Source organism: Micromonospora sp. SD12 (assembly GCF_052068495.1).
Classification (GTDB): Bacteria; Actinomycetota; Actinomycetes; order Mycobacteriales; family Micromonosporaceae; genus Micromonospora; species Micromonospora echinofusca.
In genome coordinates, this window is record NZ_JBQHDF010000002.1 from 387,649 (window position 1) to 408,588 (window position 20,940).

Genomic DNA, 20,940 nt, shown 5'->3' on the forward strand with positions numbered 1-20,940 from the left:
GAATTCCTTAGCGCCCCTTGCCATCCGGGGCACTTACCTCCAAAGATGAACGTCTATTAAGTCCGGCGTCCTTGGAGGCATCCATGACCCGTACCGGAACATCCGTGCGGCGGCTGCTGGCCGCCACCCTCGCGGCCCTCGCCACCGCGGCGGCGGGGCTCGTCGCGACCGCGACCCCCGCAGCGGCCGCCACCACACCCGGCATCGACGTGTCCCACTACCAGGGCGCCATCAACTGGACCAGCGTCCGCAACGCGGGCATCCAGTTCGCCTTCATCAAGGCGACCGAGGGCACCAGCTACAAGGACCCGAGGTTCAACACGAACTACGTGGCCGCCTACAACGCCGGCGTCATCCGGGGCGCGTACCACTTCGCCCGGCCCAACATCTCCTCCGGGGCGGTGCAGGCGAACTACCTGGCCTCCAACGGCGGCGCCTGGTCGGCCGACAGCCGCACCCTCCCGGCCGCGCTGGACCTCGAGGCCAACCCGTACGCCGGCGGCTACTGCTACGGCCTGAGCACGACCGGCATGCGCAACTGGGTGCAGGACTTCCTGAACACCTACCGCTCCCGCACCGGCCGCTACGCCGTCATCTACACCACCACGAGCTGGTGGAACCAGTGCACCGGCAACTGGACGGCCCCGTGGGCCAACCACCCGCTCTGGGTCGCCCGCTGGTCGAGCACGGTCGGCGCGCTGCCGGCCGGGGCACCGTTCTGGAGCTTCTGGCAGTACACCGACCGGGGCAGCGTCTCGGGCATCAGCGGCGCCGTCGACCGCAACTACTGGAACGGTGACCGGAGCCGGCTGATCGCGCTGGCCAACAACACCTGAGCCTGAATCGCCTGGGGAGGCGGTTGGCGGCAGCGGGATCGGTTGTCACCGTACGGTCGACAACTGGTCCGGCTGCCGCCACGCCGCTCCCGCGGGCGTCAGGCCTGCCGTCGGGCCGCCACGGACACGGTCGCCGCGTTCTCGCGGGTGAGCGCGTTGCGCCGGGCGAAGCGCCGGACGCCCACCCCGGCGAGGGTGACGGTGACGACGCTGAGCAGCGCGAACAGCAGCGGCAGGCCGGCGGCGACGAGCAGCAGGACGATGTCGCCGAGGGCCACGAGCATCCACAGTGCCACTCGGGGCCGGGCGTCCCTCAGTCGGTAACCCATGTCGTACCCTCCCTTCCGTCGTGAAGGTCAGATACCCCGTACGGCCGAAGGTCATGCGAGTCGATCTCGCAACGGGCGCGAATCCCGCGGGTCAGTCCTTGCGGTCGGGCACGAAGCCCTTGGCGATCCGGTCGAAGTCGGCCAGCTTGGCCTGCCAGTCCTTCGCGGCGACCTCCCAGCGCAGGGCGTAACCGCGATTCTTGGCCGTGACGAAGCCCCGGTTGCGGACGTGGATCCGGGTGCCGTCGCGGGTCTCCAGCCACTCCCAGTCCGCGCAGGTCTTGAAGTAGTCGCAGGGCTCGATGCTCAGGTACTGGTAGTTTTTGACGAGCTTCCGGCGGTCCGGCTCGATCCGCTTCCAGTCGGCGTACGCGTCGGACTTCGGCGTGGAGGTCCACTGCACCAGCAACTCGCCCACCCCGCCGGGCTCGTCGAAGACGACGGTGTTCGCCCCGGCGTTGCGGCGCACCCAGTTCGCCGGCAGCGGCAGCGCGAAGCCGGCCGGGTCCTTGTGCAGCTTCCAGCCCGCCGGCAGCGCGTCCGGCGTCGGGGACGGGGTGGCCGAGGGCGTCGGGCTCGGCGCGGCGCTCGTGGGCGGGGCCGGCGCGGAGGACTGCTGCGGCTGCCCCTGCGAGGTCGCCGCGCCGGTCGGGTCGGCCTGCGGGGTGCCCCCGCCGTCCCCACCGTCGCCGCTGGTCAGCATCGGCACGACCACCACCAGGCCGAGCAGCAGCAGCGCCACCAGCACGCCGATCAGGACGTTGCGCCGGGTGTTGTCGGGCTTCGTACCGTCGGACGCCACGACCGCCGCCCGGCCGGACGGCGGGCCCACCGGCGGGGGCATCACCGAGGTGGGATTCGCCGGCTTGCGGGGCGCCGGGTCGGCCTTCGTGTCGTCGAGCGCCGGCTTCGGCGGGTCGACCTTCGCGGTCGGGGCCGAGTCCGACGTGGAGGCTCCGACCTTGGCCGTCGGCGCGGCGTCCGAGGAGACCGCCGCCGTCGCGTCCTCGGCGGTGGACGCCGCAGCGGCACCGGCACCGGCCGCCGCCAGCGGCGCACGCGGCGCCGGCGGGCTGACCGGCTTGTCGGACCCGCCCTCGGCCGGTCGCGGCGCCGGCACCAGCGGCGGGCGCGGCTCACGCGGACCGTTCGGCCCCGGCCGGCGTACGCCGTCGAGCAGCGGGATGGTCCGGGTGCGCTTGCCGCCGGCGCGGCGCAGCAGCTTCTCCGCCACCTCGGCGGTGATCCGCTCCTTGGGGTCCTTGCGCAGCAGGCCGTTGAGCACCGGCTTGAGCGGCCCGGCGTTCTTCGGCGGCGGCATCGGCTCGGTGGCGAGCGCCGCCAGGGTGGCGATGGCCGACGGCCGCGCGTACGGCGACTTGCCCTCCACCGCCGCGTAGAGGGTGGCGCCCAGCGACCAGAGGTCGGCCTCCGGCCCGGCGGTGCCCTCGCGGGCCCGCTCCGGCGAGATGTACGCGGGCGAGCCCAGCACCATGCCCGTGCGGGTCACGTTGGGGTCGCCGGGAATCGTGGCGAGGCCGAAATCGGTCAGTACCACCCGGCCGTCGTCGCCGAGCAGCACGTTGCCGGGCTTGACGTCGCGGTGCATCACGCCGGCCTTGTGCGCCGACTTCAGCGCGGCCAGCACGCCCAGGCCGATCTCCACCGCGCGCGCCGGCGTCACCGGGCCGTCCTCGGCGAGCGTGTCCTGCAACGACTTCGACGGCACGTATTCCATAACGATCCACGGGTCGCCGTCGGTGCGCAGCACGTCGAAGATGCGGACCACGTTGATGTGGTTGAGCCGGGCGATGGCCCGAGCCTCACGCAGCGAGCGTTCCCGCATCTCGCGGCGCTCCTCGTCGGTGAGGCTGGGCGGCGGGACGAGTTCCTTGATCGCCACGTCCCGGTGCAGCACCTCGTCGCGCGCCTTCCACACCCGACCCATGCCACCCTGACCGAGCGGCGAGAGGAGCCGGTATCGGTCAGCGACGAGTTGGGGCAGCGCGTTCGACATCGCCCAGACGGTACCCGGAGCCGACGACGCTCACACCGCCGGCACGCCACTGTGCGGTTCAGGTCAACCTCTCCGGCGCGTACGCTGGCGCCATGTCTGCCGAAGAGCCGCTGTTCCGGGTCGTCCGCGGGGTCCCCACCGCCGAGGAACTGGCCGCGCTGGTGGGCGCGATCGTCGTACGGTCCCGCCCGGCCGCCGCGTCCCCTCCGGTCGCCGCGTCCGCCTGGGCGCGCTCCGGCCGACCCGCAGCGGCGGTCGCCGGCCCCGGCGCGTGGCGGGCGTCCGGCTTGCCCCGCTGACCTTTTCCGTCCTTTTCCGTACGGATCACCGCAGCTCGGCGCCCCTACGCGCCCGCAGGGTGACCGGTGTCGGTCGGGGCGGGGCTGCCGACATGCCCGGGGACCCATTAACCTCACTCAGGGAAACGGCGCAGTGACGGGCAGGGAGGGCCGATGATCCCCGAAGAGGACGGTCCAGCGTCCTGGCTCCGCGGCTACGGCAGCATCGAGGCCGACATCCGCCAGCTCCGCGAGTTCGCCGACAAGCTCCAGGCCGAGGTGGAACGCAACTACGCCCCGCACCTGTCGTACATCGCCGAGGACATGACCGCACCGGTGCCCAACCCGGCCGACGCGTTCATCGAGCTGGTCAACTTCCTGCGCGCCCACCACGAGACCCAGCAGGCCACCGCCGACATGGTCTGGGGCGTCCGCGACGCCACCGGCCACCTGGCCACGGCCGCCGGCACCGTCGCCACCAACTACACCGGGTCCGACGCCTTCGCCTCCGCGCGCGTGACCGACGTCGAGCGGGCCCTCGCCAACCCGGCCGCCACGGCGCCTCGCGGCGCGCCGCCGGTGCTGCCCGATCCCACCGGGCCGGAGCCCGTGCCGGGGCAGGTGCGGGGTCCGGTGGTGCTGCCATGATCGAGCGGGGCACCGGTGGCCGCACGTCCGCCCTCACCGACTGGCGGCTGATGGACGTCGCCAGCATGTGGGCCTGCCTCCAGGACCACGACACCACCAACCACTGGAAGCAGGTCGCCGGCTGGCGCAAGGTCTGCGACCTCGCGCGGGCCCACCTGAGCCGGCTCCAGGAATACCGCAAGGGGCTGGCCGAGGCCTGGCCTCCGGAGACCAATACGGCCGCCCGGGCGTACATTCGGGAGCTGGACGAGCTGATCGACAAGGTGCAGCGCACGCACGACGCCGCCAGCGCCAACTACACCGTGCTCTCCGCCGCCACGCAGGCCATCAGCACCACCCGCGCGGAGCTCAAGAAGATCTACGAGACGTACGCCGTCAAGGTCCAGGAGAAGCAGACGTACGACGCGACGCTCGCCGACCCGAAGGCAGCCATGGGCAGCCGGGTCCCCGACCGCCCGGTGACCGACGCCGACCTGGAACGACTCAACGTCCAGGCGCGCGGCATCATGTACGGCCTCAGCAACGAACTCCAACAGGCCCAAGTAATGCTCCGCCAACCACCACCCAGACTAAAGCCGTCGCCTGGCATAGACCAACACAACCCCGACGTCTACGGGGGCGCCGGCTCTGCCGCTCCGGTAATTCCTCCCGTCGTTCCCGTGCCGTTGTCGAGTTCGGCTACTTCGATCGCTGCCCGGCCGAACGCGAACGCGCAAAAAGTGTCCGCACCAACCGCCCGTGGCGTCGGGCCTGTTCTTGGCGGGATTGCACCCGGCCTAGCGCCCTCTCCAACGAATCCCGCGATGCCAGGTGTCGCTCCGCCCGGCCTCCCCAATGGGGCCGGCAGTGGACCAATGCCTACTATGCCGCCCAGCATGCGGCCTGGCCACGGGATCACTGGATCACCAATCGGTCAGTCCGGTCCACGCAGCCGGCCAGCCAACGGAGCCGCTAGTGGCCTCCCGCCTGCCACACCACCGGCATCGGCCCGACCCGGGCCGCCGGGTGGATTGATCGGCGGAACCCCCGGAGTGGGTTATGGACAACCGACTGGCAACGGCGCGCAGCAACGTCGGGTCAACCCAATTGGTGGAGTAATCGGTGGCGGGGGCGCAGGCACCGCTCCAACTGGGGCCGCAGGCTCCCGCCCCGGTGGTGGCCGCGGCTTCAGCTCGATACAAGGCACACCGCCAATCAATGGAGCACCTGGAATGGGCACTGCTCGCGCAGGTGGAACACCGGGCCGGCCAAGGCAGCACGACGGAGGCGGCGAAGAGTCGCGACGCTGGGATCCAGATCACCCATGGGACGTGGACCGAGGCGTAGACCCAGTAGTTCGCCCTCCAGACGAAGATGGCCCCATCGACCCAGGTCCGGCTATTGGCTTTAACCGTTGAAAGCTCGGACCGTTCAAGCCATTTTGGCGCTGTTCAGTCTTACGGCAGCGCTCCCGCTACCGACCACCTCACATGCCTGGTCCATCCGCGCCGCCCCAGATCTGCACGGCCGCGACCGAATTCGCGGGGATCAGTGGCATCTGAACTTCCTCAAAGTCACCGAGGCACACCGGATCAATCAAGGCGAAGGCGTAACGGTCGCAGTGCCAGACACCGGCGTTTACCCGCATCCCGATCTTGCCAGGAATCTACGCCGAGGCGTAGATATCGTTGCTGGAGGTAGTGGCGACGGCCGGCAAGACCAAGACAGTCATGGAACGGGCATGGCAGGGCTAATCGCTGCCCATGGAAACACCGACAACAAGGGCGCCCTCGGCATCGCGCCCAGGGCGAAGATCCTGCCCATACGGGTAAAACTAGACAACCAGGGGGGCACCAGCCATCAGTTGGCAGCGGCGATCGACTTCGCAATTAGAGAAAATGCCAAAGTAATTAGCATTTCCGCAGCAGGAGCGGCAGATAGCAAATTGCTTACGGCAGTCGACGCCGCGCTTCGCGCCGACATTGTTGTTGTCGCCGGAGCAGGCAACAAGCCACTTAGCCGACAAGTCGGCTTTCCCGCCTCTCACCCCGGCGTAATTGCAGTGGGCGGGATCGACCGCACCGGCCGTCTTGCCGCCGTCTCGGTTACTGGCCCCGAGGTTGATTTGGTAGCACCTGCTGCTGACATCTACAGCACGAGCGTGGACGGCAAGTACCGGAAAGGAACAGGAACCTCGGACTCCACCGCCATCGTCGCTGGGGCGGCAGCGTTAATTCGGTCCAAGTATCCGTACCTGCCCGCCTCGGAGGTGGCGCACAGGCTCACCGCCACCGCGATCGACAAGGGCCCTCCGGGACGGGACGACGAGTACGGGCACGGAGTCATAGACCTGGTGGCGGCGTTGACTGCTGACGTACCGCCGCTGGGTTTCGGTTCGGCGACGGCGAGCGCGCCGGCCCCCACCGCCCCGACCACGGCGGTAGCGGAGCCGGCGGACGACGGGAACAACGCGGCGACGGCCCGTGGGCTGGTCACTCTCGGGGTGATCGTGGCGGCCGGCGGCGCGTGGGCGTTCGTCGCCCGTCGGCGTCGTCGGGGTGACGACCCGCCGCCGCGCATCAGTCGCTGAGCCCGACCTGACGACCGACGGGCGGAGGAGTCCGCGACGCGGCGCGGGCAACAGGCCGACACGGCCCGCCGGGGGCGTGGTCGCTCCGATCAGCCGGTAACGTCGGCGACGTGCCGAAGTCCTTGCCGCTCCGCCTCGTGCTCGCGTCCGCCAGCCCTGCCCGCCGCAAGATTCTCCAAGCCGCCGGGATCGAGACGGACGTGCTGGTCAGCGGCGTCGACGAGTCCCTCGTGGTCACCGAGCGGGCAGAGGACCTCTGCTTGGAGTTGGCCCGGATGAAGGCGCAGGCCGTGCTCACCCGGCTGCGGCCGGCCGACGACCAGCGGACGCTGGTGATCGGCTGCGACTCTGTGCTGGCCTTCGACGGGGAGATCCTCGGCAAGCCGACCGACGCGGCGGACGCCACCCGGCGCTGGGAGCGGATGCGCGGGCGCAGCGGTGTGCTGCACAGCGGGCACTGCCTGATCGACGTCGAGGCCGGGCGGCGGGCCGAGGCGGTCGCGTCGACCGTGGTGCACTTCGCCGACGTCAGCGACGACGAGATCGCCACGTACGTGGGCACGGGCGAGCCGCTGGCTGTGGCCGGCGCCTTCACGATCGACGGGCTGGGCGGGCCGTTCGTGGAGCGCATCGAGGGCGACCCGAGCACGGTCATCGGGCTCAGCCTGCCGGTGCTGCGCCGCCTCCTCGCCGAGTTGGATCTTCGGCTGACGGATCTGTGGACGAAGGTCGCGCCCGGCAACCAGACGGTCGAGCCGCTCGGCTAGCGTCCGTTCATGACCACCAAGTCGATCCCGCTCACGTCGGAACTGCACGCGTACCTGGTCTCGCACGGTGCGCCGCCGGACGAGATCATGCGGGACCTGGCCGAGGAGACCCGCGCGGTCCTGCCGAACGACGCGCAGATGCAGGTCGCGCCGGAGCAGGCCGCCTTCCTGACCTTCCTCACCCGGCTGCTGGGGGTACGGCAGGCCGTCGAGGTGGGCACGTTCACCGGCCTCTCGTCGCTGGCCATCGCCCGAGGGCTGCCAGAGGGCGGGCGGCTGACCTGTTTCGACATCTCGGAGGAGTTCACCGGGATCGCCCGGCGCTACTGGGCTCGCGCCGGCGTGGACGACCGCATCGAGCTACGTATCGGCCCGGCCGGCGACACGCTGCGCGAGCTGCCCCACGAGCGGCACCTGGACTTCGCGTTCATCGACGCCGACAAGACCGGCTACCCGATCTACTGGGCGGAGCTGGTGCCCCGGATGCGTCCCGGCGGGGTGATCGCCGTCGACAACGTGCTGCGCGGGGGCCGGGTGATCGCGCCGCAGAACGCCGACGACCGGGCCATCGCGGCGTTCAACGACGAGGTGCTCGCCGACGTCCGTGTGGACGCGGTGATGCTCCCGATCGCCGACGGCCTCACCCTGGCCCGGGTGCACTGACGCTCCCGCCCTGCGCGAGCTTGGTAGGAAACGGCCCCTGGAGGGGCCGTTTCCTACCAAGATCCACGGACGCCGGAGGTCCACGGACGCCGGAGGTCCACGGACGCCGAAGATCCACGGGGACCGAAGATCCACGCGGGCGCCGCTTGGCGTCAGGCGGGAGCCGGGCGCAGGGCGCGGCCCAGGCGGGTGGCGAGCAGCGCGGCCGCCGCGATGAAGGCCGGCAGCAGCAGGAAGGCCAGGTGCGGGCCGACGCCGTCGGCCACCCAGCCGAGCGCGACCGGCGCGATCCCGAAGCCCACCCCCATCGAGTACGACGCATAGCCGGCCGCCCGGTCCGCGGCCGGCCCGGCGACGGCGAGCGCGATCGAGATCGCCAGCGGGTAGTGCAGGGCGTTGCCGAGGCCGAGGACGACCAGGCCGGTGACGGCGAGCCAGCCAACCGACGCGATCCAGAAGAGCGCGAACCCGGCCAGCGACACGCCCAGCGCGGCCAGCAGCAGCGGCACGGGCCGGTACCGCAGGGCGAGCCGGCCCCCGGCGAGCCGGCCCACGAACATGCCGCAGACGATCGCGGCGACGGCGGCCGAGGCGCCGCCGGCCGCCATCCCGGCGTGCGAGCGGAGCACGTCGGCCGTCCAGAGTGACAGGCAGACCTCGATCGAGCCGGTGACCGCCATCAGCACCCAGGCGATCCAGTACGCAGGCGGCAGCCGCCGACCCGACCGCTGGGCGTCGGGCGCCGCGCCGGCACCCGGACCCGAGGCGACATCGACGCCAGCGGCGACCGCCGAGCCCACAGCCGGACCCGAGGCCACGTCGACACCGGCGGGGACCACCGACCCCACGGCCGCACCCGAGGCGGCGTCGACACCGGCGGGGACGGTCAGGGCGGCGGCGGCCGGGTCGGTGGTCGGCGGATCGCCGGGAGCCGCGGCAGCGGGGGCGGGTCGCGGCAGGCGTACGCGGAAGGTCAGGGCGGCGAGCGCGACCAGCGCGATCAGGCCGACCTCGACGGCCATCGCCGGTCGCCAGCCCCAGCCGGCGTCCACGCTGGCGCCGATGACCAGCGGGGCGAGGATGCCGGCGCCGGCGCAGACGGCGTTGGCCTCGGTCAGCGCCGCCGGAGCGCCGGCGCCGTGCCGGTCGGTGAGCACCACGGACACGCCGCTGATCACCAGCATGCCGAAGGTGGCGATCACCGCGACGGCGGTGATCGTGGCGGGCAGGGCGCGGACGAGGCCCAGGGCGGCGACGCCGGCTGCCACGCCGGTGAGCCCAACCCAGATGGTCCGGCCCCGGCCGAACCGGCCGGCCAGGGGCGCGAAGAGCGCCCCGCCGGCCAGGGCGCCGACGGCGATACCGGTGCTGTGCAGGCCGGCGACGGCCGCCGAGGTGCCCTGTTCGTCGCGGAGCAGCGGCACGACGGGCCCGAAGCCGTAGAGGAAGAAGCCCCACAGCCCGAGCTGGGCGTAGGTCAGCCAGGTGAGCCGGTCACGGGTGAGGCGGGGCACCGGCCTCACGCTACAAGCGTCGGACCGGCGCCCCGCCCCTGGTGAGAGGCAACTCTCCCCGCCGTCAGGAAGGGGGAACCCCGCTCAGCGGACGCTGCGGGCGAACTGCCGCGCGGCCCAGACGACGCCGGCGGCGGCGAGGACCGCGATGATGCCGAGGCCCTGCCAGACCTTGTCGTCGCCGAGTTCGCCGGCGAAGAGGGCCCGGGTGCCGTCGACCGCCCAGGAGAACGGGTTCCACTCGGCGATGCCCTGGAGCCAGCCGGGGGCGAAGGTCAGCGGCAGCAGGATGCCGGAGAGCAGCAGGACGGGCTGGGCCACCGTGTTCATCAGCGGGGCCAGCGCGTCCTCGCTCTTGACCTTGAGCGCGATGCCGTAGGAGACGGCCGAGGTCATCAGCGCGATCAGGGCCAGCATGAGGTACGCCAGCAGCAGGTCGACGAGGGAGACGCGCAGGTCGAACAGGAGCGCGAGCAGCGTGATGATGACCGCCTGCACGATGAGCGACACCACGTCGCGCAGCGAGCGGCCGAGCAGCAGGGCGAGCCGGCTGACGGGGGTGACCCGGGAGCGTTCGATGACCCCGGCGCGCAGCTCGGCGATCAGGCCGAAGCCCTGGAACAGGCCGCCGAAGATGGCCAGCAGCACCAGCAGGCCCGGTACGAAGATCTTGTAGGCCTCCGCCTGGGTGGGCGCGTTCAGCGCCGGCTTGAGCAGCGGGGCGAAGAGCAGCAGGTACATCACCGGCTGGAAGACGCCGACGAAGACCCAGACGGGGTTGCGCAGCAGCAGCTGGAGCTGGCGCTGGAAGATCAGCCAGGTGTCACGGGCGAGTTTCATCAGATCTCTCCGGTCTGGGCTCAGGACTCGCGCAGCGAGCGGCCGGTCTTGGTGAGGAAGACGTCGTCGAGGCTGGGCCGGTGCAGCTCGATGGAGCTGAGCGCCAGGCCGGCGCTGTCCACCCGGCGCAGGATCTGCGGGATGGCGGTCGCGCCCTCGTCGACGTAGAGGCGCAGCCCGCCCTCGTCGACGGTCTCCAGCTTGTTGACGTACGGCTCGCCGTCGAGCAGTTGCGCGGCCTGCGGAGTGGCCGCGGCGTCGAGCCCGACCAGTACGACGTCGCCGGAGATCTCGCGCTTCAGGTCGGCCGGGGTGCCCTCGGCGACCACCTCGCCGTGATCCATGATCGCGATCCGGTCGCAGAGCGCGTCGGCCTCCTCCAGGTAGTGGGTGGTGATGAAGACGGTCATGCCGTCGGTACGCAGCCGCCGGATCTCGTCCCACATGTGCGCGCGGCTCTGCGGGTCGAGGCCGGTGGTCGGCTCGTCCAGGAAGACGATCTTCGGCTCGTGGATGATGCCGAGGGCGATCTCCACCCGCCGGCGCTGGCCGCCGGAGTAGGTCTTGCACTTGCGGTCGGCGTACTCGGTGAGCTGGAAGGCGTCGAGGGCGCGGGCGGCCCGCCGCTGCGCGTCGGCCTTGCCGATGCCGTACATCCGGGCGTGCAGGACCAGCTCCTCCCGGGCGGTGGACTCGTCCCAGGTGCTGCCGCCCTGGGCGACGTAGCCGATGCGCCGGCGCACCTCGGCCGGGTCCTTGCGCAGGTCGGCCCCGGCGACGGTGGCCTCGCCGCCGTCCGGCTCGATGAGCGTGGCCAGCATCCGCAGGGTGGTGGTCTTGCCGGCGCCGTTGGGGCCGAGGAAGCCGAAGATCTCCCCCTCGGCGACCTTCAGGTCCACGCCGCGCACCGCGTCGACGGTCTTCGTCTGGCGACCCTCTCGGGAGCAGAAGGACTTCCGCAACCCTCTGGTCTCGATCATCTCTGCTCCTGGTCGTCCGGGCCGGTGCCACCGGCCACCTGTCTGTCCCTCGGAGACGACGCCGGACGGCATGCTCCCCCGTGGCGTCCCGGGCAGGCTAACGCGATATAACTTTTATGGTCAACGTTGATTATTCGTCGTCCGTCGGCCGGGGCGGCAGCCGCTCCTCCCAGCCCTGCCACCCCTGCGCCCGATCCAGCCCCTCGGGCAGGTACGGCACTCCCGACTCGATCCGTTCCGCGATCCGCTCGCACCACGAGATCTCCGCCTCGGACCGGGCCGTCCACAGCTCGAACATCCACCCCACGTGCACCGGCTTGGTCTCACGCATCCAGCCAGAGCTCAACGACGTACGCATCCACTCGACACCGGCGCGCAGCAGGTTCGCCCGGTTGCGCAGGGCGGCCGCCGCCTCCTCGCGGGGCATCGCGGGCAGGAAGGAGAACGCCGCCGTGAACGGATCCGGCGGCTCGTGCAGCCGCCACCACAGGCCGCGCAGCAGCGACTCGAACTCCTCCTCCCCCTTCGGGGTCACCTCGTACGTGGTGCGGGCCGGACGGGCGCCCACCTGCTCCGTGGCCACCGCGCGCAACAGCCCCTCCTGGGTCAGCTTGCGCAGGGCGTGGTAGATCGACCCGGGCTGCACGTTCGCCCACTTGTCGGCGTTCCAACTGAGCAGCTCGCGGCGCACGTCGTAGCCGTGCACGGGCTGCATCCAGCGCACCAGGCCGAGGATCATCATTCGCGTGGCAGACACCGGACGAGCGTAATAGGCAAATTTGACTAGGGTGGCGGAAGACAGTGCGGCATCCCACACTGAGCGATCGTTAGGGCCGACACGGTGGCCGATACACTCCCGGTCAGTGACCCTCCGGGAGGAGCCAGCAAGGTGCGCAAGGTACTCATCGCCAACCGCGGCGAGATCGCCGTCCGCGTCATCCGCGCCTGCCGCGACGCCGGCCTCGGCAGCGTCGCCGTCTACGCCGACTCCGACCGGGACGCCCTGCACGCCACGCTGGCCGACGAGGCGTACGCGCTCGGCGGGGACACCGCCACCGAGACGTACCTGCGCATCGACAAGCTGCTGGAGGTCGCCGCGAAGGCCGGGGCCGACGCGGTGCACCCCGGCTACGGCTTCCTCTCCGAGAACGCCGACTTCGCCCAGGCCGTCATCGACGCCGGGCTGACCTGGATCGGCCCCACCCCGCAGGCGATCCGGGACCTCGGCGACAAGGTGACGGCCCGGCACATCGCCCAGCGCGCCGGCGCGCCGCTGGTGCCCGGCACCCCCGACCCGGTCGGCGGCCCCGACGAGGTGCTGGCGTTCGCCGTCGACCACGGCCTGCCGGTCGCCATCAAGGCCGCCTTCGGCGGCGGCGGGCGCGGGCTCAAGGTCGCCCGCACCATGGAGGAGATCCCGCACCTGTTCGAGTCGGCCACCCGCGAGGCGGTCGCCGCGTTCGGCCGGGGCGAGTGCTTCGTCGAGCGCTACCTCGACAAGCCCCGCCACGTCGAGGCACAGGTGCTGGCCGACCAGCACGGCAACGTGATCGTGGTCGGCACGCGCGACTGCTCGCTCCAGCGCCGGCACCAGAAGCTCGTCGAGGAGGCCCCCGCGCCGTTCCTCACCGACGCGCAGCGCGCCCAGATCCACGACAGCGCCAAGGCGATCTGCCGGGAGGCGGGCTACCACGGCGCCGGCACGGTCGAATACCTGGTCGGCGCCGACGGCACCATCTCCTTCCTGGAGGTCAACACCCGCCTCCAGGTCGAGCACCCGGTCACCGAGGAGACCGCCGGCATCGACCTGGTGCGCGAGCAGTTCCGCATCGCCGACGGCGAGAAGCTGCGCCTCACCGAGGACCCGACCCCGCGCGGGCACTCGATCGAGTTCCGGATCAACGGCGAGGACCCGGGCCGCAGCTTCCTGCCCGCCCCCGGCACGGTCACCGCGCTGCGGCTGCCCACCGGTCCCGGCGTCCGGGTCGACACCGGCATCTCCGCCGGTGACGTGATCGGCGGCAACTTCGACTCGCTGCTGGCAAAGGTGATCGTCACCGGCGAGACGCGTACCGAGGCGCTGGAGCGGGCCCGCCGCGCCCTGGACGAGATGGTCGTCGAGGGCATGGCCACCGCGCTGCCGTTCCACCGGCTGGTGGTCCGGGACGAGGCGTTCACCGCCGAGCCGTTCGCCGTGCACACCCGGTGGATCGAGACCGAGTTCGACAACACCGTCCCGCCGTTCACCGCCGCCGCCGGCGCCGCCGAGGCGCCGGCCGAGCGCGAGACCGTCGTGGTCGAGGTCGGCGGCAAGCGGCTGGAGGTCAGCCTCCCCGCCGGCCTCGGCGGGGGTACGGCCACCGCCGCGCCCGCCGCGCGCAAGCCGGCCCGTCGTGGCGGCGGAGCCAGGGCCGGCGTCGCGGTCAGCGGCGACGCGCTCACCTCCCCGATGCAGGGCACCATCGTCAAGATCGCGGTCGCCGACGGCGACACCGTGGCCGAGGGTGACCTGGTCGTGGTGCTGGAGGCGATGAAGATGGAGCAGCCGCTGCACGCCCACAAGGCGGGTACGGTCAGCGGCCTCGCGGCCGAGGTCGGCGCCGTCATCACCGCCGGCGCGGCGATCTGCACCATCGCCTGACCCGCCGCCCCGGCGCCGGGCGCCCCACGCCGCGGAGACCGGGTGAGGTCGGCGTCAGCGCAGCTCGACGTCAGCGCAGCTCGGCGCCGGCCACCGCCCGGACAGCGGCCGTCAACGCCTCCAGCGTGGTGGATGCCACCCGCCAGTGCTGCCAGTACAACGGGCGGTCCAGGTGCCGCCCGGCGCCGAGGTCCACGCAGCGCCCGGCGGCGATGTCGGCGCGGGCGACGCGTTCCGGCACCATCCCCCAGCCGAGCCCGAGCCGCACCGCCTCGTTGAAGCCGTCGAAGGACGGAACGTAGTGGATCGGCGGGTCGAACCGGCGCCGGGTGACCGTACGGGCGAACCGCTGCTGGAGCTGGTCCTTGCGGTCGAACGCCATCGCCGGCGCGGACGCGAGGGCGGCCTCGGTGAGACCGTCGGGGAAGTGCCGGGCTGCGAACCCCGCCTCGGCCAGCGCGACGTACCGCATGGCGCCCAGCCGCTCCACCCGGCAGCCCTGCACGGCCTCGCGCTGCGCGGTCACGGCGGCCATCGCCGTGCCGTCGCGGACCAGCTCCGCGGTGTGGTGCTCGTCGTCCCGGCGGACGTCGAACAGGAGCGCCAACTCGGTCGGCAGTCGCGCCAGCGCGCCGACGAACCAGGTGCCCAGCGAGTCCCCGTTCGCCACGACCGTCACCCGGGTGGGCACGGGCCCGCCGACGGCGGGCCGGGCGGCGTCCAGCGCCTCGCGTTCCAGCAGGGCGACCTGCCCGGCCAGCCGCAGCAGCGGCCGACCCGCGTCCGTGGCCCCGCACGGCTTCGTCCGCCGGACGAGCACCTGCCCGACGGCCTGTTCCAGCGCCTTGATCCGCTGGCTGACGGCCGAGGGGGTGACGTGCAGGGACCGCGCCGCCGCCTCGAAGCTGCCCTCGCGGACCACCGCCGCGAACGTCCGGAGCTGCGTGGTGTCCAGCATGATGAAGCCGAGCTTAACCGCCATGAGAATCCTTAGCTGGGCTGCATCCCGTGCGGCTCGTAGCCTCGGTGCGTGCCCGACATCCTCAGCAGCTCCGTGGCCGGCTCCGCCGCCGCCGGCTTCACCCTCGCCATCGCGCTGATCGCCGCCATCGGCGCGCAGAACGCCTTCGTCCTGCGGCAGGGCCTGCGCCGCGAGCACGTCCTGCCGGTCGTCGCCGTCTGCGCCGGGTCCGACGCGCTGCTGATCGCGCTCGGCATCGCCGGCATGGGCGGCGCCACGGCCGAGCATCCCGCCGCCCTCACCGCCGTCCGGTGGTTCGGCGCCGCGTTCCTGCTGGGGTACGCCGCGCTGGCCGCCCGCCGCGCGCTGCGCCCCGGCGCGCTCTCCCCCGCCGACCGGCCGCCGGCCACGCTCGGGGCGACGCTGCTGGCCTGTCTCGCGTTCACCTACCTCAACCCGCACGTCTACCTCGACACCGTGCTGCTGCTCGGCGGGGTGGCCCGCCAGCACCCGCACCACTGGGTCTTCGGCGCGGGCGCCGCGCTGGCCAGCGTGGTCTGGTTCACGGTCATCGGCGCCGCCGCCCACCGGCTCGCGCCCGTGCTGGCCCGCCCGGTGGCCTGGCGGATCATCGACGGCACGGTGGCCGTCGTGATGGTGGCGGTCGCGGCCACCCTGCTGTTCGGCTGACGGCGCCGACCTGCCGGTCGGGGTGTTTTCGGCTACCACCGGGGGCGCGGGCGCCGGCGGGCGGGAATGATGGCGACGTGCGGTTCCTTCACGGCGCGGCTCCCGCGCACGACCTGACCTACAACGACGTCTTCATGGCGCCCGCCCGTTCCGAGGTGGGCTCGCGGCTCGACGTCGACCTGGCCACCACCGACGGTACGGGCACCACCATCCCGCTGGTGGTGTCGAACATGACGGCGGTGGCCGGCCGCCGGATGGCCGAGACGGTCGCCCGGCGCGGCGCGATCGCGGTCATCCCGCAGGACATCCCCATCGAGGTGGTGGCGAACGTCGTCGCCTGGGTCAAGCGGCGGCACCTGGTGCACGACACGGCCATCACGCTGGGCCCGACCGACACCGTCGGCGACGCGATCCACCTGCTGCCGAAGCGGTCGCACGGCGCCGTGGTCGTGATCGACGACGAGAGCCGGCCGGTGGGCGTGGTGACCGAGGCCGACACGATCAGCGTGGACCGTTTCGCCCAGCTCCGGCACGTGATGTCCACCGAGCTGCACACCGTGCCGGCGGACGCGGACCCGCGTACCGGCTTCGACCGGCTCTCGGCGGGCCGGCGCCGGCTCGCCCCGGTCGTCGACGCGGAGGGACGCCTGGTCGGGGTGCTGACCCGGCAGGGCGCGCTGCGGGCCACCCTCTACCGGCCGGCCGTGGACGACCGGGGCCGGCTGCGGATCGCCGCCGCCGTGGGCATCAACGGCGACGTGACCGGCAAGGCGGCGGCGCTGCTGGAGGCGGGGGTGGACACGCTGGTCGTGGACACCGCGCACGGCCACCAGGAACGGATGATCAGCGCCCTGCGGGCGGTCCGGGCGCTGGACCCGGCGGTCCCGGTCGCGGCCGGCAACGTGGTGACCGCCGAGGGCGTACGCGACCTCGTGCGGGCGGGCGCCGACATCGTCAAGGTCGGCGTCGGCCCGGGTGCGATGTGCACCACCCGGATGATGACCGGGGTGGGCCGGCCGCAGTTCTCCGCCGTGCTCGACTGTGCCGCCGCGGCCCGCCAGCTCAACCGGCACGTCTGGGCCGACGGCGGGGTCCGCCACCCGCGCGACGTGGCGCTGGCGCTGGCCGCCGGGGCCTCGAACGTGATGATCGGCTCCTGGTTCGCCGGCACGTACGAGTCCCCCGGCGACCTCTACACCGACGCCGACGGCCGGCGCTACAAGGAAAGCTTCGGCATGGCCTCGGCACGGGCGGTCAGCGCGCGCACGGCCGACGACAGCGCGTACGACCGGGCCCGCAAGGCGGTCTTCGAGGAGGGCATCTCCTCGGCGCGGATGTACCTGGACCCGGCCCGCCCGGGCGTGGAGGACCTGATCGACGAGATCATCGCGGGGGTACGCAGCGCCTTCACCTACGCGGGCGCGCGCGACCTCGCAGAGTTCCACGAACGGGCCCTGGTCGGCGTGCAGAGCACGGCCGGCTACACCGAGGGGATGCCGCTGCCCACGAGCTGGTGACACCGCCACCCGGCCTACGGCCTCGCGGACCGCAGCCGGCTCGCGCTGCCGGCTGGCGAGCGGCTGCCGGCGGCCGGGTAGCCGGCGGCTGGCGGCCGGCTGGTGGACCGGACACGGCCGCGGGCCGACCACCTCTCTGCCGCCTGTCGAGCTGAATCGTCTACGACATCAGCTCGACAGGACCGGCACGGCCACCCAGCCACCCAGCCATCCGGCCGCCCGGGCCACGGGGCCATCAGGCCACGGGGCCACGGCCGCCCGGGCTACGGGGCTACCGGACTGGATCCGGATTCCGTCACGGCTGCGCCCGAGAAGGGCTCGTCAGGGCTTCGGGAAGAGGCGGTGGATCACCTCGCGGGCCGCCTTGCGGGGGTCGTCGCCGACCCGGGGCGGCAGCGCGCCCGAGAGCCAGAGCGTGGCGAAGCCGTGCACGATGGACCAGGCCGCGAGCGCGTCGCCCAGCGGGTCCTCCGCCGTCGGGCGGCCCTCGGGCAGCCCGGCGACGCCCGAGTGCAGCGCGTCGCCGGCCCGCTGGCGGGCCGCCACCAGTTCCTTCGCGTCGGAGCGGTAGAGGTCCGGCCGGAACATCACCTCGAAGTGCGCGCGGTGCCCGACCGCGAAGTCGACGTACGCGACGCCCCTGTCGAGCAGGTCGCCGCCGGCGTCGTGCAACGCCTCGGCCAGCAGGTGGAAGCCCTCGGCGGCGAGGGCGGTGAGCAGCCCGGCCTTGTCGCCGAAGTGGTGTGCGGGGGCGGCGTGCGAGACACCGGCGCGGCGGGCGAGGTCGCGCAGGCTCAGTGCCGCGGGGCCGGATTCCTCGATCACCCGTACCGCTGCGGTGAGCAGGGCACGACGTAGGTCCCCGTGATGGTAGCCGCGCGTTCCGGTCATGTCAGGATCCTATCTTGTCATTGACAAGTTGACACTCCGAGAGGCAATCTTGCCGGCGACAAGTTTCCCCTTCGAGGAGGTACTGATGGCTCCGCTCGTCGCTCTCGTGACCGGCACCGTACTAGCCCGGCTGGCCGGGCTGGTCGGCGTGGCCGCCCTCGACGGCTGGCACCCCGCGCTGCGGGTGGGACTGGCGCTGATGTTCGTGGTGACCGGGGTGGCGCACTTCGCCCCGGCGTACCGCAGGGACATGATCGCGATGGTGCCGCCCGGCCTGCCCCGGCCCGACCTGCTGGTCACGCTCACCGGGGTGCTGGAACTGGTGGGCGCGGTCGGGCTGCTGGTGCCCGCGACCGCCCGCTGGGCCGCGGGCGGTCTCGCGCTGTTGATGCTGGCCATGTTCCCGGCGAACGTCTCGGCGGTCCGGCGCGGGCTGACCCTCGCCGGCCGGCCGGCGACCCCCCTCGGCCCGCGCACGGCGGAGCAGATCCTCTTCGTCGGCGCGGCGGCCGCTATTTGGTTTGGGGCCTGACGTTCAGGGAGCTAACCTGCTTCCCATGCATCTGACAGAGCTGCGGGACGTGCCCCTCGCGCGGCTGCTCGTGGTCGCCGGGCACGTCACCGGGCAACGGTGGAACCGCTATCTCGCCGAGGCGCACGGCCTCACCCAGGCCGGGATGGTCACCCTGATGACCCTCGCCGAGCACGGCGAACTGCCGCACCGCACGGTTGCCGAGCGCTGCTTCGTCCGGCCGGCCACCCTGACCGGCATCGTCGACACCCTCGTGCGCGACGGCCTCGTCGAGCGGCAGCGCGACACGACCGACCGACGCAGCGTCAAGATCGCGATCACGACGGCCGGTCGGGCCCGCGTCGAGGCGGTGACCGCCATGATCCGCTCCGGCGCCCCGCTCACCTCGGTGGACGCCGACCCGGCGAAGGCGGCGGTGATCCGCGAGTTCCTCCTCGAGGTCATCGGCAACGGCGACCAGGCCACCCCGGAAGGGGGCCTGGCATGCTGACCCGGCTGCTGCGTACGCACCTGCGTCCGTACCACCGGCCGCTGGCCGCGGTGGTGCTGCTCCAGTTCGTCGGCACCATCGCGTCGCTATACCTGCCCAGCCTCAACGCCGACATCATCGACCTGGGGGTAGCCCGGGGCGACACCGCCTTCATCCTGCGTACCGGCGGCTGGATGCTCGCGGTCAGCCTGGTGCAGATCGTCTGCTCGGTCGCGGCCGTCTACCTCGGCGCGCGGACCGCGATGGCCTTCGGCCGGGACGTCCGCTCGACGATCTTCGGGCACGTCAACCGCTTCTCCGCCCGTGAGGTCGCCCGGTTCGGCGCGCCCTCGCTGATCACCCGCAACACCAACGACGTGCAGCAGGTGCAGATGCTCGTGCTGATGAGCTGCACGATGCTCGTCGCCGCACCCATCATGAGCGTCGGCGGCGTGGTGATGGCGCTGCGCGAGGACGTCGGGCTCTCCTGGCTGATGCTGGTCAGCGTGCCCGGGCTGGCCGTCGCCCTGTGGCTGATCATCCGGCGGATGGTGCCGGGCTTCCGGCTCATGCAGACCCGCATCGACACCGTCAACAGGGTGCTGCGCGAGCAGATCACCGGCATCCGGGTGGTGCGGGCGTTCGTCCGGGAGCCGTACGAGACGGAGCGCTTCGCGACGGCGAACGCCGACCTCACCGCGACCGCGCTGCGCATCGGCCGCCTGATGGCGTTGATCTTCCCGGTGGTGATGCTGGTGCTCAACGTCTCCAGCGTCGCCGTGCTCTGGTTCGGCGCCGAGCGGGTGGACGCCGGGGCGATCCAGGTCGGCTCGCTGACCGCCTTCCTCCAGTACCTGATGCAGATCCTGATGGCCGTCATGATGGCCACCTTCATGCTGATGATGGTGCCGCGCGCGGCGGTCTGCGCCGAGCGGATCGTCGAGGTACTCGACACCGACTCCTCCGTGGTGCCCGCCGCCCGGCCCGTCACCGAGGTGACGACCCACGGCGAGTTGGAACTGCGCGACGTCGGGTTCCAGTACCCGGGCGCGGCCGAGCCGGTGCTGCGCAACGTGTCGTTCCGGGTGACCCCGGGAACGACGACGGCGGTCATCGGCAGCACCGGCGCGGGCAAGACCACCCTGCTGTCGCTCGTGCCCCGGCTGGTCGACGCGACCGCCGGCGCGGTGCTCGTCGACGGCGTCGACGTACGGGACCTGGCGCCGGACGCGCTGTGGCGCCGGATCGGACTGGTGCCGCAGCGGCCGTACCTGTTCACCGGGACGGTGGCGAGCAACCTGCGCTACGGCAACCCGGACGCGACCGACGCGGAACTCTGGGACGCGCTGGAGATCGCCCAGGCGCGGGACTTCGTCGCCGCGATGCCCGAGGGGCTGGAGTCGTCCATCGCGCAGGGCGGCACGAACGTCTCCGGCGGGCAGCGGCAGCGGCTGGCCATCGCGCGGGCCCTGGTGCGACGCCCGGAGATCTACCTCTTCGACGACTCGTTCTCCGCGCTCGACCTCGGCACGGACGCGCGGCTGCGGGCGGCGCTGCGCCCCGTCACCGCGGACGCCGCCGTGGTGATCGTGGCGCAGCGGGTCTCCACCATCGTCGGCGCCGACCAGATCGTCGTGCTGGAGAACGGGGGCGTGGTGGGCATCGGCCGACACGACGAACTGTTGAGGACCTGTCCGACGTACGCCGAGATCGTGGCGTCGCAGAACACGGCGGAGGTGACGGCGTGAGCGAGCGGAGCGAGCGAACCATCAGGCACAGCAGCGTGGCGCCTCATGTC

The 20,940-nt window shown here is 72.3% G+C and carries 20 protein-coding genes; 12 read left to right on the top strand and 8 right to left on the bottom strand.

Translation table 11 applies throughout. The features are described from left to right. Positions 1-83: 83 nt before the first annotated feature. Positions 84-836 carry a GH25 family lysozyme gene (locus tag ACTMS2_RS05535; RefSeq protein ID WP_441174399.1) on the top strand — a complete coding sequence of 251 codons (753 nt, stop codon included), beginning with the start codon at positions 84-86 and terminating at the stop codon, positions 834-836. A gap of 98 nt (positions 837-934) precedes the next feature. Here the strand turns inward: ACTMS2_RS05535 and ACTMS2_RS05540 are convergent, their stop codons facing one another. Both ACTMS2_RS05540 and ACTMS2_RS05545 read right to left on the bottom strand, forming a co-directional pair. Further along, positions 935-1,165 carry a hypothetical protein gene (locus tag ACTMS2_RS05540; protein ID WP_441174400.1) on the bottom strand — a complete coding sequence of 77 codons (231 nt, stop codon included), beginning with the start codon at positions 1,163-1,165 and terminating at the stop codon, positions 935-937. Between the two features lie 91 nt (positions 1,166-1,256). Next, positions 1,257-3,182, bottom strand: coding sequence for a protein kinase domain-containing protein (locus ACTMS2_RS05545; RefSeq protein ID WP_441174401.1), 1,926 nt, complete (start codon positions 3,180-3,182; stop codon positions 1,257-1,259). Between the two features lie 92 nt (positions 3,183-3,274). Between ACTMS2_RS05545 and ACTMS2_RS05550 the strand changes: the two genes are divergently transcribed. The 5 genes from ACTMS2_RS05550 to ACTMS2_RS05570 all read left to right on the top strand — a co-directional run bounded on the left by ACTMS2_RS05550 (position 3,275) and on the right by ACTMS2_RS05570 (position 8,107). Beyond that, on the top strand, positions 3,275-3,481 hold the full coding sequence (locus ACTMS2_RS05550; RefSeq protein WP_089002018.1) for an acyl-CoA carboxylase subunit epsilon: 207 nt from the start codon (positions 3,275-3,277) through the stop codon (positions 3,479-3,481). 153 nt (positions 3,482-3,634) lie between these two features. Next, a complete protein-coding gene (locus tag ACTMS2_RS05555) occupies positions 3,635-4,108 on the top strand; it encodes a hypothetical protein (protein ID WP_101414157.1) in 474 nt (157 codons plus the stop codon). A gap of 1,480 nt (positions 4,109-5,588) precedes the next feature. Next, positions 5,589-6,677, top strand: coding sequence for a type VII secretion-associated serine protease mycosin (gene mycP, locus ACTMS2_RS05560; RefSeq protein ID WP_441174661.1), 1,089 nt, complete (start codon positions 5,589-5,591; stop codon positions 6,675-6,677). A gap of 110 nt (positions 6,678-6,787) precedes the next feature. Further along, a complete protein-coding gene (locus ACTMS2_RS05565) occupies positions 6,788-7,444 on the top strand; it encodes a Maf family protein (protein ID WP_441174403.1) in 657 nt (218 codons plus the stop codon). A gap of 9 nt (positions 7,445-7,453) precedes the next feature. Beyond that, positions 7,454-8,107, top strand: coding sequence for an O-methyltransferase (locus tag ACTMS2_RS05570; RefSeq protein ID WP_441174404.1), 654 nt, complete (start codon positions 7,454-7,456; stop codon positions 8,105-8,107). Between the two features lie 152 nt (positions 8,108-8,259). Here ACTMS2_RS05570 and ACTMS2_RS05575 read toward each other — a convergent pair whose 3' ends face one another. From ACTMS2_RS05575 to ACTMS2_RS05590, 4 genes are all read right to left on the bottom strand, one after another. Beyond that, positions 8,260-9,621, bottom strand: coding sequence for an MFS transporter (locus ACTMS2_RS05575; protein ID WP_441174405.1), 1,362 nt, complete (start codon positions 9,619-9,621; stop codon positions 8,260-8,262). Positions 9,622-9,705: 84 nt separating this feature from the next. After that, positions 9,706-10,461: an ABC transporter permease gene (locus tag ACTMS2_RS05580; RefSeq protein ID WP_101414152.1), complete on the bottom strand. Its 756-nt coding sequence runs from the start codon at positions 10,459-10,461 to the stop codon at positions 9,706-9,708. Positions 10,462-10,481: 20 nt separating this feature from the next. Further along, positions 10,482-11,441, bottom strand: a complete 960-nt coding sequence (locus ACTMS2_RS05585) for an ATP-binding cassette domain-containing protein (protein ID WP_441174406.1) — start codon at positions 11,439-11,441, stop codon at positions 10,482-10,484. 130 nt (positions 11,442-11,571) lie between these two features. After that, the gene (locus ACTMS2_RS05590; RefSeq protein WP_396800707.1) at positions 11,572-12,183 is read right to left on the bottom strand and encodes a PadR family transcriptional regulator; all 612 of its coding nucleotides are present in this window, start codon (positions 12,181-12,183) and stop codon (positions 11,572-11,574) included. Between the two features lie 147 nt (positions 12,184-12,330). Here ACTMS2_RS05590 and ACTMS2_RS05595 point away from each other — a divergent pair, with 147 nt between their 5' ends. Further along, positions 12,331-14,082, top strand: coding sequence for an acetyl/propionyl/methylcrotonyl-CoA carboxylase subunit alpha (locus tag ACTMS2_RS05595; protein WP_441174407.1), 1,752 nt, complete (start codon positions 12,331-12,333; stop codon positions 14,080-14,082). Between the two features lie 70 nt (positions 14,083-14,152). On the opposite strand, the gene ACTMS2_RS05600 is transcribed toward ACTMS2_RS05595, so the two are convergent. Further along, positions 14,153-15,040 (bottom strand): LysR family transcriptional regulator ArgP, encoded by an 888-nt coding sequence (locus tag ACTMS2_RS05600; RefSeq protein ID WP_358165744.1) that lies wholly within the window; start codon positions 15,038-15,040, stop codon positions 14,153-14,155. Positions 15,041-15,136: 96 nt separating this feature from the next. On the opposite strand from ACTMS2_RS05600, the gene ACTMS2_RS05605 reads away from it, so the two are divergent. Together ACTMS2_RS05605 and ACTMS2_RS05610 are read left to right on the top strand one after the other, a co-directional pair. Then, entirely contained in the window at positions 15,137-15,733 is a 597-nt protein-coding gene (locus ACTMS2_RS05605) for a LysE/ArgO family amino acid transporter (protein WP_441174664.1), read from the top strand. Positions 15,734-15,810: 77 nt separating this feature from the next. After that, positions 15,811-17,250 carry a GuaB1 family IMP dehydrogenase-related protein gene (locus tag ACTMS2_RS05610; protein ID WP_441174408.1) on the top strand — a complete coding sequence of 480 codons (1,440 nt, stop codon included), beginning with the start codon at positions 15,811-15,813 and terminating at the stop codon, positions 17,248-17,250. A 321-nt stretch (positions 17,251-17,571) separates the two neighbouring features. On the opposite strand, the gene ACTMS2_RS05615 is transcribed toward ACTMS2_RS05610, so the two are convergent. Then, positions 17,572-18,141, bottom strand: a complete 570-nt coding sequence (locus ACTMS2_RS05615; RefSeq protein WP_441174409.1) for a TetR/AcrR family transcriptional regulator — start codon at positions 18,139-18,141, stop codon at positions 17,572-17,574. 85 nt (positions 18,142-18,226) lie between these two features. On the opposite strand from ACTMS2_RS05615, the gene ACTMS2_RS05620 reads away from it, so the two are divergent. The 3 genes from ACTMS2_RS05620 to ACTMS2_RS05630 are packed head-to-tail and all read left to right on the top strand — an operon-like array spanning position 18,227 to position 20,890. Next, positions 18,227-18,673: a DoxX family protein gene (locus ACTMS2_RS05620; RefSeq protein ID WP_441174410.1), complete on the top strand. Its 447-nt coding sequence runs from the start codon at positions 18,227-18,229 to the stop codon at positions 18,671-18,673. A 25-nt stretch (positions 18,674-18,698) separates the two neighbouring features. Further along, positions 18,699-19,163 carry a MarR family winged helix-turn-helix transcriptional regulator gene (locus tag ACTMS2_RS05625; RefSeq protein ID WP_250101518.1) on the top strand — a complete coding sequence of 155 codons (465 nt, stop codon included), beginning with the start codon at positions 18,699-18,701 and terminating at the stop codon, positions 19,161-19,163. Further along, positions 19,157-20,890: an ABC transporter ATP-binding protein gene (locus ACTMS2_RS05630; RefSeq protein WP_441174411.1), complete on the top strand. Its 1,734-nt coding sequence runs from the start codon at positions 19,157-19,159 to the stop codon at positions 20,888-20,890. Before ACTMS2_RS05625 ends, ACTMS2_RS05630 begins: the two co-directional genes overlap by 7 nt. Positions 20,891-20,940: the final 50 nt, after the last annotated feature.